The organism is Pelistega sp. MC2 (assembly GCF_900099475.1).
GTDB lineage: Bacteria > Pseudomonadota > Gammaproteobacteria > Burkholderiales > Burkholderiaceae_B > Taylorella > Taylorella indica.
This window is the reverse complement of sequence record NZ_LT628275.1, coordinates 940,325-954,841: the sequence shown is the minus strand read 5'-3', so window position 1 is coordinate 954,841 and position 14,517 is coordinate 940,325. Positions and strand designations below refer to the sequence as shown.

Sequence of the window (14,517 nt, the reverse complement as noted above, 5' to 3'; positions counted from 1 at the left end):
TCTCCTATTAAGCAAAAGGCATCATCGCGCGAACTGAAGCCACGTTAGACTCGTGAACTGCAGCTGAACCGCGTAATTGACGTTTATTTTTTGTGGTTTTCTTAGTTAGAATGTGGCGTTTGAACGCTTGACCACGCTTAATTGAACCGCTACCGCGTACCTGAAAGCGCTTAGCAGCACTTTTCTTGGTTTTCATTTTAGGCATAATAAATAGTACTCTTAAAATGTTAACTTTAGGTGGTTAATCAAAAACACTAACTCTTGTAAGACCCAAGTTAATCGCTTGCCCCAAATTCGTTCGAACTTTAAAAAGCCTAAGATTGGAACAAGCTGATAATATTAACAGTTATTTCAAATTTTGTCTATAAACATAACAAAATCAATATTTTAACTGTTGTAATAATATCGTGCCATCAGCCTCTAAGTAATATGCTTACTAATAAAATCATATCCCCTTAATGGCAAAACCCTATCTCAATTCAATAGCAAAAATCATCTTATTTTGCACTAAGGATTAACAAACTCTATAGACCTTGTTTTTTACTGTGGTATTTCATACGATGTTTGAAATTAAGGTAAAATAGTCATGTTTATTTTCTGGGTGGAAGCATTATGCACACTATTTACGATCCTCTTGTTATTCGTTCCAAATCACTACTTCCTATCGTCCAAGGCGGTATGGGTGTAGGTATTTCTGCTAGCCAGCTTGCTAGTGCTGTCGCCAGAGAAAATGGTGTAGGAACTATTGCCAGTATTGATTTACGTCATTTACATCCTGATTTACTGGCTGAATCCAAAGCCAACCCCACCCAAGAAAATTACGATAGACTCAACCATATTGCCTTAGACCGTGAAATTAAAAAAGCCCTCGCTCAAGCTGATGGTAAGGGCATTATCGCAGTCAATGTCATGAAAGCGGTGACTGACTATCCTAATTTAGTAAAACAAGCCTGCGAATCAGGTGCTCAAGCTATTGTGATGGGCGCAGGTTTACCTCTTGAATTACCTGATTTGACTGCCGACCACCCCGATGTTGCACTATTACCTATTTTGTCTGAGTCACGAGGAATTCAAGTTGTCTTAAAACGGTGGATGAAAAAAAATCGCTTACCTGATGCAATCGTGATTGAACACCCTAATCATGCTGGCGGTCATCTCGGTGCTCAACAAATTTCAGATTTAAATAATGAACGTTTTAGCTTCCGTCGAGTGATTGAAGAAACGCAAGAAGTCTTTAAACAATTAGGACTAGAAAGCGAAAAAATTCCTCTTATTCTGGCTGGTGGTATGGCTCATGTTAAAAAAATCCGTACAGCTATCCAAGAATGGGGAGCAAATGCTGTTCAAATCGGCACCGCCTTTGCTGTAACTAAAGAAGGGGATGCACATATTAATTTTAAGAAAACACTGTCAGAAGCCAAGCCTGAAGATATTGTTGAATTTATGTCTGTTGCTGGTTTACCTGCACGAGGCGTGTTAACACCTTTCCTAAAAAAATACTTACAAACAGAAGCAAAGCTACAAGCCAATGCCAAAGCTGACCCACGTCGTTGCGTACAAGCATTAAATTGCTTACAAACGTGCGGGCTACGTGATGGGATTAGTAAAATTGGACAATTTTGCATTGACCAGCGCCTAACCGATGCTTTAAATGGCGATGTGAGAAAAGGTTTATTCTTCCGCGGTAAAGACCCTCTCCCATTTGGTGATCAAATTCGCTCTGTTTATGAAACAATGTACTATTTGCTTACAGGCAAAGAAGCAAGCGTTGCATAAGTGTTGAAGTAAGATGATGCGTATTATGAAGAGCACTACCTAGGTGCTTTATAACGCATCATTAAGTAATGCATTATTAAGGCTTATAAATATCTAATTTCTAGCCAACTAAACCATTAGCCAAATAGCAACAACACGACTATTTGGCTTTTTATTTTTTTAGAGCCCTACTTCTTGTTGCCATGCTCTAAATACAGCAATTCCAGCTTTTTTCAACGCTTCACCATATGTTTTCGCTTGCTCCCTGATTTCAGCAATATTGATTTTTGCCTGTGCTAACTCACATGCATGTCCAACTAGCCACAATTCAATTGCTTCAGCATCAGCCTCTAAATGAAATTGCAACCCTAATGCAAATTGTTGGTATTGAAATGCTTGATAATCACACACTGTCGTTTTTGCCAAATGCTGTGCCCCAGCAGGGATTTCAAATTGATCGCCATGCCAATGCAATACAGGCGTTTCATTCAATAACGAAAGCACACTTTTTTGTCCTTGCTCCGTCAAAATCAGCGGTGCATAACCAATTTCTTTTTTGCCTGTCGCATAGACCTTAGCACCCAAGACCCTTGCCATTAATTGAGCCCCCAAGCAAATACCTAAAATAGGTTTTTTACTCGCCAATCTTGTTTGGATAAACTGTAATTCTGATTGTAAAAAAGGATAGATAGCCTCTTCATGTACTCCAATCGGCCCACCTAAGACAATTAATAAATCTGGCTCAATAGCATCCAATTGCGAAAAATTAGCTAGAGGAGCTTCGACATACTCAATCGTATAGCCTTGATGTATCAACTCTTGTTCTAAAATACCTAAATTTTCAAACTGTAAATGACGTAATACTAAAACGGTTTTATTCATTACTTTCTACCTACACAGGCGTGTTATTTTCTGGCCAATAATGCGAGTCAGGAATATTTCTCGCGCCAAAAATAGCTTGACCAATCCGTACAATGGTGGCTCCCTCTTCAATAGCTATTTCAAAATCGCCTGACATACCCATTGAAAGTTCTTCCAGTGACATCCCCTCTGGTAAATTATCTCGTAGAGAATCTCTTAATTGGCGTAAAAGAATAAAGCAATCGCGTACCTTTTGTTGGTCCGCTGAAAATAATGCCAGTGTCATTAACCCTTTGACGTTTAACTGTTCAAAGGGTGCCAACTTTTTTATAAACGTAGCGACTTCCTGAGGTACTAGCCCATACTTGCTCTCTTCCCCTGACGTATTGACTTGAATCAATACATCAAGTGTACGATTGTGCTGTTGTAATCGTTCATTTAATTGCTCAGCCACTTTCAAACTATCCAATGCTTGGAACTCATCGGCAAAACGTGCTACATATTTAATTTTATTCGTCTGCAAATGACCAATGATTGACCATTTAATGGCTAGATCCTGCATCGCTTCATATTTGGCTAATGCCTCTTGAACCTTATTTTCTCCCATTGTCGTACAACCAAGTTGATACGCCATACGCAAGCGTTCTTCATCCACCGTCTTAGTCACTGGCAATAAACGTACAGATTGCTTATCTCGCCCCACACGCTCACAAGCAAGCGCTATTCGTGCTTGAATAGTCGCTAAGTTTTCTGCTAATTCTTCTATCGTATTGGCTTTACGGTATAGTGGTTTATTTAACATGTTGTTTACTCTACGACTTTTCGATACTGAATCATATCCATCTTAGTCGCTAATGTCGAATATAGCCCTTGTGCTTGGATGTTATTCGCCCCTGTCACCCAATACACTCGGTGGCATTGATGTTCTTTAGCGTATGCATAGACAGTTTCAATGAGTTGACGTGCAATACCTTGTCGGCGAGCAGAAGCTACGACAAATAAATCCTCAATATAGATACAATGCCTATCACTCCACGTATGTGGATGCTTCACAATATGAATAAACGCAAGTAACTCACCTGTATTACTAAACGCACCCCACGCCTTTAATACCTCACTTTGCGTTAAATTTTTCCAAGTATGTTGTGTAATAGATAGAGCCAATGTTTGATGATTAAATGCTAAATAATCCTGCCATAAGGACAACCACTGAGGATAATCCTCTTCACAGAGTAAACGAATCATCATGCTCCTACCACTTCCCTACAACTATCTAATAGACATAAGATTTTCTTCATTAAGGCTGAAACGCACCTACAAAAATAGCGGGATCCACTCGTACATTATTTAAACTAACATTCCAATGAAGATGTGGGCCAGTAGAACGTCCTGTAGAGCCAACCTTACCTAATGACTCACCTCTTTTTACGACTTGCCCTTTTTTCACATCAATGGCGGATAAATGACAATACATGGTTACCATACCCTGCCCATGATCGACAAAAACCGTTTTTCCATTAAAGAAATAATCTGCCACAATGGTTACCACCCCATCCGCAGCAGCCTTAACCGGTGTACCTTGAGGAACAGCAATATCCAAGCCAGAATGAGGATTACGCTCCTGTCCATTAAAAAAACGACGCAAGCCAAATGGACTAGAATAATGTCCACCATCAACAGGTCTATCTAGCACAATATTACTTGGTTTTACTTCACGAAAATTCTTATAAGCGGCTAATTGCTCATTGAGTTCACGCTTAAAACGCGCTTCATCTTCAGCAGAAGGATTAACATGCTTATTACTTGAAAGCTTAATATGTTGCTCTTTGTATTTCTTACTTCCAACATTAAAACTCACTTGCGACTCTTTACCCTGACTACTTACTACCAGTGTTTGAGCTCCAGCAGAGGTTTTTAACGGAATACCAACAATTGCCAAGATATTTTGATCCGATTTAACCACTAAAACACGATTACCTTGATAACGAACTGTAGGTAATACCCCACCTTGACTATATGCATCAAGATTAACTACCGCTACCCCACCCGGCACAGGCTTATTGAGTCGATTTTCAATATAAGTATTTGCCCATGCCAATTGACTAATCACTAAACCACTCAATGTAGAAAAAAGAAAACGAGAGAATTTCATATAACGACAATAAACCTTTGTATAAAATGAATAATACCTAAAGTAAAACTGGTATATGCTCACTACAGCCACCAAAAGATGGACAACTCGAATAGATAGAAGCTTATTGTAGCGTAGAAATGGAGGTGGTAAATTTATTCTATTCACTAAGATCTATTATTACCCCACTACTTCCACTAATCACAAACACACCACGATCAACACAAGGCACGTATTGAGCATAATCAGAAAAATTTTATCGAATAAATGCAGACTCAGTATAGGCTTCCAAAAACAATTAGCCCTCCAATCAAGGAGGGCTAACGATTGAATGCCCCATCCTCACGGTGCAGGCCTTACATCAATGAATTAAGTCTAACAAGCCAATGAAAAAATATCAACTCTTAAATCTTAGGCTACATTATTGAGTGATTTAATAGCTGATGTATAGCTTACATGAGTGATAATAATCCACTAATCCACGATAGAAAACATCCCTCCCTCTCTTCGTTTCATAATAGCTTTTTGTTTATCACGCACAGGTTTGAGTGTTGCCAATAAGTCATTTAACACAGCTGCTTGCGTTGGTAAGTGCTTCTTGACTTCAGTCATAGTTACCTCAGCGCCTTCAGGAACATCTTTAAATGTTAAGTACTTTTCCCATCCATAATATACAGGATAGTAGGTTGGTGTAACATGCGTTACAATCTTAGGTAACATAACATTAGCCATACGCAAGGCTCTTGCTGTTGGGTGTCCTTTGATTTTATGAATGGTGATTGAGTCATCAATCTCAGGCAAGAACTGCCCTTCATCAACGATGCCTGCTGGTATCAGCATCCATTTACGTCGCAGTTTATAGTCAGCCATAAACGCACCACCCATTAGCCTATTCACTATTTCGGCTAGCGTATTACGTTCAGCTACTAGTTTCCTCATCGATTCCTCAAGGTCATTCGTGTGTGCCAACAACTGGGTAATGGTGGCTCTTAACTTTTCTGGCGTTGCATCTGTTATATCAATAAGCATGATAAGTCCTTTTAATTTGTCATTAATATCTTTCTAATATCCCCTACTATTCGTATTCGGAGAGCTGCATGATTATCTGTATACCCAGAACTCATAGAGGCAGGCAGCACATCGCTGCATTAAGTTTTTTGACACAGACAATCGTACTGAGCGTATTTCTATTAATAAAAATACACATCAGTAAAATTCACTAATCATTGAATAATTTATATGGGTTTTATTTGGTGTTAATGCATGAGATAGAGATGGAAATCTTTCCTACATAATAGGAAACATACAACATGTGTATAGGTAATAAACATGTATAGGTGTAAATATAAATAAGTAAAAAATAAAGGCTGGTATTACCAGCCTCTCTGTATTACAGTTATCGTATCAGACGATACCTAGCAACTCGCATCAAGTAGCAAACTGCCATACTTGCCATCCTCAACGATATTGAAGTCAACTATCTGCGTATTGATAAACGTTTCCTCACTCACTACACCATCATAAAAGTCAAGATAAAGCTTGTTATCTTCCCCTGCATGGAAATACATCCAACACTCGTTATCTTTCTCATAAAACATTCCCGATACCCCTATGGAACTGTCAGGGATACCTGCCATCGAAAAGAATATATTGTACATCGCTTGCCCAAGTGCCCCTAGGTAGGGGCTTTGTGTAGAGCAAGGGTAAATAACTTCAGGCAGTTCGGGAACGTCTCGTATTTTTTCTTGTGTCATAAATTCTCCTCATTATTCTAATCAATTGTTGAGAAAATAGTCTGCACTTTTTATGGTTATATTATACTTCTTTCGATACCTATAGAGAGGCATTTTATATTATCCTCCATTCAAAATAACCCTTGCAGTTTGCCAAAGAATCTACTTGCCATTCATCTACATATAGACGTGACCATTAAACGCTTTTGGTTAAATTTTTTTGCTAAGATAAAGAAGGGAAATTCTCTAGGGTTTATAGATTATAGATTTTCTGTCCATTATAAAAACTAGAAACTTCTAGTTTTTGTCGTGGTCATTTCACTACCGAGACTGTTTCTAATAGTAACTTTAATCAGAAATAAAGGTAATAATAACGCTCTACCAATACTGGTTATGTTGTACCAACACGGTGTAAGCAGAGTAGGATTTGATACTTCTGCTACTACGCATACCCTGCCTACACCTGCGCGTCAGAGTATGGGAGCGTCTGATACACTGATTAATGTACGTCAAAACTCTGATGTTGTCAATAGTCTTTAAACCCTCTCACCTCTGCACAAAATTTTAAACAAACCTTACCACCTCATCTACTAGCATCTTGTAAGGCTCGTTAGTCCGTGGGGATAATGGCTCAGATGATACTACAACAGCGCTTAAAAATGGATCCTAGAAAAACAAGACAACTATTTTAGACAAAACTGATGTGAACCGATCAATGTACCGTCAAAACGTAGGTTGGGTAGACTTTGTTGGAGGAACATTGGTGGAAAAATACGTAGTGCTATAGAACTAGCAGATATTATCTCCAAGCGAATGTCTGTCGATAGTATGATATATGGTGATGTTATTGAAATATTTATCGAACGTACTGTTGCTACTATCGCCAAAGGTACTATAAATCAGCAAACAGATACTGCGAAAGTATCGTTTGAATATCAAGCATAAGAGACATTCTGTTCGTTTGCCCAAAACAAAGGCAGTAACAGCTAAGAGCTGTTTGCCTATGATGGGTGCCGGACGATGAATCAGGTGCGGGGTGCGACGCATTCTGACCTACGCATACTGACCCTATACGTTCTCGTGACAGTATGGGAGCGTCCAGTACGATTACTAATGTACGCCAAAACTCTGATGTTGTCAACGGACAGGTATCTCCTATCACCTCTGAACAGAAGTTCAAACAAGCACTACCACCTCAGCTACAAGTATCCTTTGATACTCGGGTAGCTCATAGTGCTAACGGTAAGGCAGGGAACACTCATGCGTTATGTGGAAAGACATTCCCTTAATGTAGCAAAAACTATCTACCGTACTGTAGCTAATTAATCATCCCCTACATCGGTGCTTTTTTCTACATTGCTTATCGCGATTTATATGTTTACGAAGGATTACAGGAAAAAGAAAAAACGAAATATATTGATCCTGACTACGTCTATTCTGCCGCTATTCATACTCAACAATACGATATGCGGGAAGTATGTGTCTTAACCGAAATAGAATTAACGGATAGACGTAAAATTCGTATTTATTTTAATAAGAAAATTTCTTCATACGAAGAGAATTTCTTAGTGAAATACGAATATTTAGATTAAAAATAAAAAAATAAGTTGTTACTAAAAACAGCTTATTTTTGTTGTCAATTAAAATAAGTCAAATGCATAAGGACCCATATCAATGTATTTATTATAATTAAGTATCACTATTTTATCATTACGATACTTAATAAATACGAGAGCAAATTCTGTTTTTTGTTCAATGATTTCCTTTACGGCTTGCTTTAAACCTTTTTCTTTGTCGTAATGATTGACAGGGTTATCAAATTTTTCGGCATCAATGTGAATATCGTTAAAGTATAACGAAAATATGTTGAATCGATAGTCTTCATATAAGTCGTTATCATAAACAGCAACAATATTATCTGATTGAAACTGATCTAATAAATCAAAATCAATATCATCGATCGTTGGCAATTGAGTATCGTATTCATTATGAAAGCGAATATAACTCCTAATTCGACCGTATTTTAAATTTGAAATGGCTCTTCCGAGTGAGAATAAGGGCGAACGTAATGCTTTTGTCCATTTTTAATAATACCCATAATAAGTTCCTTTTTAACTAATGACTGAAATAAAAAATAAATTCACAATAATTTATTTCTCACATCAGAATTAAGCAGCAAATATATCAACATCACTCATTTTATTTTTCTAAAACAGCAGATTACTTTTCTATCATACAACAACCTACGTTCTTCAATATTAAGCAAGGCTCATTTATCAGTGAGGTTTACGCTCAATAATACAATAATACCCCTACTATAAAGTAGGGGTATATAAACGTATAAAATTCTTAACAGAACCTGATAATCAATTGACGTAGCTAATTCTAATTAAATTTACTTACTATTAGCACTATTTAATTCTAATCAGATTACATTAGCGATATTAATAGCATTGCACTGTATTCCCCATTTGTGTGCAATAGGTGCCATTTGATCCATAGGTTGTATTACCACTTCGTTGATACATATTACCATCAGAATCTATTGTGAGATTCCCATGATGATAATACGATTGGCCTGTTGAACTAGTAGTCACATTTCCATGGTGATAATAAGTATCACCGTTTGAACCCATAGTAATATTCCCATGTCTCGTATAACTATCGCCATTGCTCATAAAAGTCGTACTAGAGCCCCCTCCTGTCTCTACCGGCACCCATGAATATGCCATAGCCGTTTGTGATACAACAATACTTGCTAATATAACTATCTTTTTACACATATAAACACTCCCTAAAAAATACTCTTAACTTGTAATAGATTTCTAACAATAAACAATACAAGAAACACAACATAATCGCATCTATAACAAATTTGTTAGCAACAAAAGAGAATTTGTTATCGTGATAAATAATGTAATATATGTAATAATATGTACGCCACAAATAGTCTAAAGAAAATATGTTGCCACCCATAATATACTTGCAGCAAAAAAGTAGACATTCTCTGATACACGACATAAGATTACTAGAGCTACCATGACTAACACCTTGTATTCTTATACTGACCTTATACAACGTAGTAATAGTGAGCTTCTGTCTTTATTAAAAGAGGCATGGGAATTACCACCTGACAAACCCTTTGAAATTATTGGTTGTTTGAGTACTCACGCCATCTCAATAAATAATGACAAGGATGCTTCCTTTTATGTTTTACATGATTTGAGGCATCCTAAAACAGGGGAACCCTTACTTTATCCTATTGATGCCAATAGCTTACCCAACAAAATCCGTAAGCATTATCGTGGCATATGGCATATTGTTTATCTAGGAAACAATCAATCTACCTTTTTAACTGATTTCAACGAACTATCAAAAGAAAAATCTGTTTGGCTCAAGGCTATTGTGAGATTATCTCCTCCTCATGAAAGAGAGAAACACGCAAATCCTTTTGCCTTAGAAGTAGTACCTGAAACATTACAACAATTAATTCGTCTACCTAACGACTTCAAGATACAAAATTTTTCACATGAGATTGAAAATAATCAATTTTTGGATGAATGGGTAGTTTCCATCATCACAGAAAAAAATACACAACAAATTCAAGAGCAGATAACACATATCCAAAAAAATCTACAAGATTTATCACAAGAAAAAGAATCTCTGACCCTTGACAATGCTAATTTAAATGACAAAGTCAGCAATAAAAAAAATCAACTCACCGACTTAGAAAATCATATCAAACAACAACAAAACTCCTTAAAAGAGCTTGAAGAACACTATATAGAGCAAGAACAATTTTTTAATCAAAAACTGCTTACCCTACAAAAAAACTTGGAGCAAGAATTGAAAAAACTAAATCAATTTATTGAAAGTAAAGCCAAACTCTTACTTGATTTAGAATTAATTGAACAAGACACTGTCAATGAAATTCTCGGGATTGTTCCTGAAACTGTTCAACAAATAGGACACAATCATGCTGACGTTTTCGATAAAAACCCTATTCGTACTGTTCAATATATCCAAGCCTATTTATACAATAAAAACATTATCTATCGCCAAGATGTTCTTGCTGATTACTATGCCTTGATAACCACTCATGATTTAATCGTCTTAGCTGGTGATTCTGGTTCGGGCAAAACTAATCTTGTTAAATCATTTGCTGAGGCTGTAGGCGGAAAAGCGATTATTATTCCAGTTAAACCAAATTGGACTAGTGCCGAAGATTTACTAGGGTATTACAATCCTATTGAGAAAAAATATCAATCTTCTCCTTTCTTAGAGGCTATTTTTGAAGCCTCCGTCAACCCCACTATTCCTTATTTTATTTGTTTAGATGAAATGAATTTGGCACGAGTGGAATATTATTTTGCTGATTTTCTTAGCTTAATGGAAGAGCGTAAACAACTCCCTACTCTGAGTCTTTATTCCGAGACAGAGGCTTCTGATGTGATTAAAGAGGCACAAAATTTCCTTGCTTTGGTTGAAGAAACAAAACAATCTTTTCCTAATAAAGAATTAACAAGTTTTCTAGATTTACTTAAAGACGAAGAATCTAATCAAAAACTACATGATTTATGTGGTTTTAAAGAAGGCGATTCATTACTAAAATATCATACTAATTTGCGTAAATTGATGAATAGTTATTTTCGTACTCGTGCAAAAATAGAACTCCCGTCAAATGTTCGCATCATTGGTGCTATCAATGTTGATGATACCACTCATTACTTATCACCTAAAATACTTGATAGAGCACATATTATGCGTTTCTCAAGTCCTCTACTCACTGATTGGGATAGTATAGAAACAGAGATTAATAATTTCTCTATTGATATTAGTTCACCTGTCCTTATTAAACCAGAAGATTTAGGTACCCGAAAAGACTATCCTGCCTTTGATAACGAACAACCATTAGTCCAACAACTTATTTTTATTGTGAGAAACTACTTGGATCCTTTAGGGATTGAATTTGGTTTGAGAACAGTACGTCAAGCATTGCAATACCAAGAATCTCTTAGTGTATTTAATTATTCACCTCAGCACTTACTCAACAATATTGTTCTGCATAAAATATTACCTAAACTTGTTTTTGATGGGGAAAAAACAGTTGGAAATACAGAACAAAAACGCAAAGATGTCTTACTACAGTTTAGAAATTATCTGGCTGAGGAGCTAGATACATTGGCAGTAGAAGATGCTCAACTAGATGCCTTAAAAGAGCTTGATAGAGTAATTGCAAATGCAGAAGTTAATGACTGGGTCGTTAATTACTGGTCTCGCTAAAGTAATAAATAATGTTAAATATTGACGTATCCTATTTAGAGCTAACTTGGCATCCGAACCGTACGCTGAAATCCATTTCAGTGAGTGATACATTAACTCTTAACCCCTCTGAGATAAAGAAGTCTGCCTTTGAGGTTGAGACAATGACGTTTAGAGGGGTTGATAACTACATTGGATTTCATATTAAGGATATCTCAATTGAGCATCCACCCTACTTTATTCGCCATAATCAACTACATCAGGAATTAATGCCTATTGAGGATCCTCACACTGGCAAAACATGGTGGATTGAATGCAATGCTTGGGATGATTCACCGACAAAAACAAGAGTGCTAAGTGAACTTATGCGTACCGCTGGGCGATATGAGCTTATCATTCAAAACAGTCATTTATATGTACTAAATCACAGTCATCATTTTAGCCTTGAAGATTTACAACATATGTTGGCAGATTTTCAACATAATTTATGGATGCTTGTTTTAGATAATAACAGTACAGCACAAACCAATGTATCCCAACAAGTCCCTTTCTTTAGCCATAAAACGCTTCATTATTTTAAGCATTTAATTGAGGATGCAGAAGAACTTATCCAAAAACCTCACATTGTATTAAGTGAAGTACAAACGACTAAACCATTACGAGAAGTCAGACCAACACCTAGAACCTTTAGAGAATATGCGATAGCTCCTTTTTCTCGTGAGTATACAAGCCGTGATTTCTATGAGAGTCTAAATACTCCTGAAAATCAATATATCCATTACTGTCTCAAACGAGCACTTGTTTTACTTGAACACTCAGAGTCTATACAACAGATACAACATCATAAATTCAATGAGATTATTAAGGATCAAGAATTATGGTTAACTCAAAATGAGGGTCGTAAAACAAAAACTATCGATAAAGTGGTATTGGAACAAGAGATTAATCGTTTAAAAGCACAGCAAGAACAAATTAATGACTTATTGATTAATGATGAGGATAATAAAGAAGTTTTACGCCGTCATCTACACTCCAGAACATATACGATTCAATTAAAAGGAGTATACGGCAAGAGAAAAAATGAATTCTTTTTTGAATTTAAAGAGAACTTTGACTATGATAAAAAAGACCAATTGAGTTATTTAGTCTTCAGGTTTTCTCCTTTAATTTGGGATAAGATTCAGGGGGCTCATGGTGTTTTTCCGTACTCAACATTTGAAATAGCAGGAGTATTTGATTGGAATACCAATCATTACTCATCTCAAAAGAAAAATTTTGCGGTTCTTACCTTAAAAGCTTTCGAACACATTACCTTTATTCAAAACACTATCATCCAATCTGTAGAAAGACGACAATCTTCCTATCAGCAATATGCCGAAAATAATTGGCAAGCACCTTTAAGCAGAGATGAATTAGACGATATTGCGATTGAAAGTAAAATGCTTAGGAATAATATTCAAAAGCACAGGGAAAACCAATCACTACTAAAAGAGTTTGAAAAAATCATCCCTCCTCTTATCAAACGCTTAAAAAAAGTATTGCAATACCTACAGCATCATAAAGTAGGAGTCAAAAATAGTTGTCCCAATAGCATGGTATTTATTCAAAATCCTCATTATGCGGGGATTAAGTCTGCGTATAGAAATATTCTGTTATCGGGTGGGCTTAATGAGCATATGCTAGATACGCTAACAAAAGTTGACTCTATTGGATTAATTAATACCGCCTCCCTGTATGAGTATTGGTGTTTACTAAAAATTATTGATGTCTTAAATCAACATTTTTACTTTGAATTAATCGGTGACTGGCAACAACGTCTAATTGATGCGGTTGCTAAAAAAGAAAAAAACATTTCTTTTGAGTTTTACAGCCAAGAAACCTGTCAGCGTATTACCCTGTATTTCCAAAAAGAATTAGCGAATGGTAATAGACCTGATTTTGTATTGTTCATAGAGAATCTTTTTGATGAGAAAACAATTCCATCAACAGAGCAAATCAATTTTGAGATTAATGAGAGTAGTCCTAGTCATCAATACTTAATTATGGATGCCAAATTTAAAACATCTACAAATGAAAACTTTTTCTATAATGAAATCGACAAGCTCCTCGATAAAGGATACCAACTTGAGCAAAATAACGCACGTGTGTTTATTCTCCACCCTAATATTGATTTACAAATTCATCATGATAAATCTCCACTAGAAGCTTGGGGTAATCACTGCCAATATGGGCAGTGGCATAATCATCGTACAGGTTTTATTCCTCTCAGCCCCACATCCCAGCAGCTACGTAATGATGAGCATCTACATAGATTAGTTGGCTTATTCCTACAATCTAATACCCATATTATTGGGGGAAACAATAAAATACTCTGGCACAATATCCATTGTATGAATTGTGGTAACCATGATAAAAACAAACTAACACTCTCTCATAATCAGACAAAAGGTGGGCATCCTAGAATTGTCAGCATTTGTCTACAATGTACATTAGAAAGTATTTATACCATTTGCTTTAGCTGCGATACACGTTTATATAAAAATAGTTCTCGCTGGACCTACCATCAAACACGACCAGAACAACTTACCAATATCGTTTGTCCAGCGTGTAACGAAATTCTTGATAAATTCTTTAACGCTTACAAAGAGTTTGATGATGAATATGATGAAAATATAAACAGGAAAAAAGGACACTACTTATTTAATAACCGTAATAAGCGTTCTTATGGTAATACTCCTCTAAAATCGAAACACCGATGAGTGGAAAATTTCGTTA

Annotated in this window: 15 protein-coding genes; 6 read left to right on the top strand and 9 right to left on the bottom strand. The window is 36.3% G+C overall.

The genetic code is table 11. The annotated features are described in order from the left end of the window. Positions 1 to 7 precede the first annotated feature (7 nt). Positions 8 to 205 carry a 50S ribosomal protein L35 gene (rpmI, locus tag BQ4443_RS10160; RefSeq protein ID WP_023952492.1) on the bottom strand — a complete coding sequence of 66 codons (198 nt, stop codon included), beginning with the start codon at positions 203 to 205 and terminating at the stop codon, positions 8 to 10. Between the two features lie 407 nt (positions 206 to 612). Here rpmI and BQ4443_RS10155 point away from each other — a divergent pair, with 407 nt between their 5' ends. Then, on the top strand, positions 613 to 1,776 hold the full coding sequence (locus tag BQ4443_RS10155) for an NAD(P)H-dependent flavin oxidoreductase (protein WP_071058874.1): 1,164 nt from the start codon (positions 613 to 615) through the stop codon (positions 1,774 to 1,776). 159 nt (positions 1,777 to 1,935) lie between these two features. Here the strand turns inward: BQ4443_RS10155 and BQ4443_RS10150 are convergent, their stop codons facing one another. The 6 genes from BQ4443_RS10150 to BQ4443_RS10125 all read right to left on the bottom strand — a co-directional run bounded on the left by BQ4443_RS10150 (position 1,936) and on the right by BQ4443_RS10125 (position 6,501). Then, on the bottom strand, positions 1,936 to 2,637 hold the full coding sequence (locus BQ4443_RS10150) for a glutamine amidotransferase (RefSeq protein WP_071058872.1): 702 nt from the start codon (positions 2,635 to 2,637) through the stop codon (positions 1,936 to 1,938). Between the two features lie 10 nt (positions 2,638 to 2,647). Then, a complete protein-coding gene (locus tag BQ4443_RS10145) occupies positions 2,648 to 3,418 on the bottom strand; it encodes a YggS family pyridoxal phosphate-dependent enzyme (protein ID WP_071058869.1) in 771 nt (256 codons plus the stop codon). A gap of 5 nt (positions 3,419 to 3,423) precedes the next feature. Next, positions 3,424 to 3,864: a GNAT family N-acetyltransferase gene (locus BQ4443_RS10140; RefSeq protein WP_071058867.1), complete on the bottom strand. Its 441-nt coding sequence runs from the start codon at positions 3,862 to 3,864 to the stop codon at positions 3,424 to 3,426. A 49-nt stretch (positions 3,865 to 3,913) separates the two neighbouring features. Continuing rightward, complete coding sequence (locus BQ4443_RS10135; RefSeq protein WP_071058866.1) at positions 3,914 to 4,768, bottom strand: M23 family metallopeptidase; 855 nt, start codon at positions 4,766 to 4,768, stop codon at positions 3,914 to 3,916. A 453-nt stretch (positions 4,769 to 5,221) separates the two neighbouring features. After that, positions 5,222 to 5,776 (bottom strand): hypothetical protein, encoded by a 555-nt coding sequence (locus BQ4443_RS10130; protein WP_071058865.1) that lies wholly within the window; start codon positions 5,774 to 5,776, stop codon positions 5,222 to 5,224. Between the two features lie 386 nt (positions 5,777 to 6,162). Beyond that, positions 6,163 to 6,501: a hypothetical protein gene (locus BQ4443_RS10125; protein ID WP_071058864.1), complete on the bottom strand. Its 339-nt coding sequence runs from the start codon at positions 6,499 to 6,501 to the stop codon at positions 6,163 to 6,165. Between the two features lie 372 nt (positions 6,502 to 6,873). On the opposite strand from BQ4443_RS10125, the gene BQ4443_RS12475 reads away from it, so the two are divergent. The 3 genes from BQ4443_RS12475 (at position 6,874) to BQ4443_RS12340 (ending at position 7,769) form a co-directional block, all read left to right on the top strand. Beyond that, on the top strand, positions 6,874 to 7,020 hold the full coding sequence (locus BQ4443_RS12475; RefSeq protein ID WP_155805784.1) for a hypothetical protein: 147 nt from the start codon (positions 6,874 to 6,876) through the stop codon (positions 7,018 to 7,020). Between the two features lie 273 nt (positions 7,021 to 7,293). Next, positions 7,294 to 7,425: a hypothetical protein gene (locus BQ4443_RS12695; RefSeq protein ID WP_023949619.1), complete on the top strand. Its 132-nt coding sequence runs from the start codon at positions 7,294 to 7,296 to the stop codon at positions 7,423 to 7,425. Between the two features lie 143 nt (positions 7,426 to 7,568). Beyond that, positions 7,569 to 7,769 (top strand): hypothetical protein, encoded by a 201-nt coding sequence (locus BQ4443_RS12340; RefSeq protein WP_143000593.1) that lies wholly within the window; start codon positions 7,569 to 7,571, stop codon positions 7,767 to 7,769. A gap of 351 nt (positions 7,770 to 8,120) precedes the next feature. Here the strand turns inward: BQ4443_RS12340 and BQ4443_RS10120 are convergent, their stop codons facing one another. Beyond that, a complete protein-coding gene (locus tag BQ4443_RS10120; RefSeq protein WP_071058863.1) occupies positions 8,121 to 8,450 on the bottom strand; it encodes a hypothetical protein in 330 nt (109 codons plus the stop codon). Positions 8,451 to 8,924: 474 nt separating this feature from the next. Beyond that, positions 8,925 to 9,263 carry a hypothetical protein gene (locus BQ4443_RS10115; RefSeq protein ID WP_083331914.1) on the bottom strand — a complete coding sequence of 113 codons (339 nt, stop codon included), beginning with the start codon at positions 9,261 to 9,263 and terminating at the stop codon, positions 8,925 to 8,927. Positions 9,264 to 9,519: 256 nt separating this feature from the next. On the opposite strand from BQ4443_RS10115, the gene BQ4443_RS10110 reads away from it, so the two are divergent. Further along, positions 9,520 to 11,763: an McrB family protein gene (locus BQ4443_RS10110; protein ID WP_071058862.1), complete on the top strand. Its 2,244-nt coding sequence runs from the start codon at positions 9,520 to 9,522 to the stop codon at positions 11,761 to 11,763. 11 nt (positions 11,764 to 11,774) lie between these two features. Then, positions 11,775 to 14,501, top strand: a complete 2,727-nt coding sequence (locus BQ4443_RS10105; protein WP_071058860.1) for a nuclease domain-containing protein — start codon at positions 11,775 to 11,777, stop codon at positions 14,499 to 14,501. The last annotated feature ends 16 nt before the right edge of the window (positions 14,502 to 14,517 follow it).

What these genes read in the sequence shown, in the direction of transcription:
- rpmI (WP_023952492.1), bottom strand. Translation starts at nt 205, where the DNA reads ATGCCTAAAATGAAAACCAAGAAAAGTGCTGCTAAGCGCTTTCAGGTA.
- BQ4443_RS10155 (WP_071058874.1), top strand. Translation starts at nt 613, where the DNA reads ATGCACACTATTTACGATCCTCTTGTTATTCGTTCCAAATCACTACTT.
- BQ4443_RS10150 (WP_071058872.1), bottom strand. Translation starts at nt 2,637, where the DNA reads ATGAATAAAACCGTTTTAGTATTACGTCATTTACAGTTTGAAAATTTA.
- BQ4443_RS10145 (WP_071058869.1), bottom strand. Translation starts at nt 3,418, where the DNA reads ATGTTAAATAAACCACTATACCGTAAAGCCAATACGATAGAAGAATTA.
- BQ4443_RS10140 (WP_071058867.1), bottom strand. Translation starts at nt 3,864, where the DNA reads ATGATGATTCGTTTACTCTGTGAAGAGGATTATCCTCAGTGGTTGTCC.
- BQ4443_RS10135 (WP_071058866.1), bottom strand. Translation starts at nt 4,768, where the DNA reads ATGAAATTCTCTCGTTTTCTTTTTTCTACATTGAGTGGTTTAGTGATT.
- BQ4443_RS10130 (WP_071058865.1), bottom strand. Translation starts at nt 5,776, where the DNA reads ATGCTTATTGATATAACAGATGCAACGCCAGAAAAGTTAAGAGCCACC.
- BQ4443_RS10125 (WP_071058864.1), bottom strand. Translation starts at nt 6,501, where the DNA reads ATGACACAAGAAAAAATACGAGACGTTCCCGAACTGCCTGAAGTTATT.
- BQ4443_RS12475 (WP_155805784.1), top strand. Translation starts at nt 6,874, where the DNA reads ATGTTGTACCAACACGGTGTAAGCAGAGTAGGATTTGATACTTCTGCT.
- BQ4443_RS12695 (WP_023949619.1), top strand. Translation starts at nt 7,294, where the DNA reads ATGTCTGTCGATAGTATGATATATGGTGATGTTATTGAAATATTTATC.
- BQ4443_RS12340 (WP_143000593.1), top strand. Translation starts at nt 7,569, where the DNA reads ATGGGAGCGTCCAGTACGATTACTAATGTACGCCAAAACTCTGATGTT.
- BQ4443_RS10115 (WP_083331914.1), bottom strand. Translation starts at nt 9,263, where the DNA reads ATGTGTAAAAAGATAGTTATATTAGCAAGTATTGTTGTATCACAAACG.
- BQ4443_RS10110 (WP_071058862.1), top strand. Translation starts at nt 9,520, where the DNA reads ATGACTAACACCTTGTATTCTTATACTGACCTTATACAACGTAGTAAT.
- BQ4443_RS10105 (WP_071058860.1), top strand. Translation starts at nt 11,775, where the DNA reads ATGTTAAATATTGACGTATCCTATTTAGAGCTAACTTGGCATCCGAAC.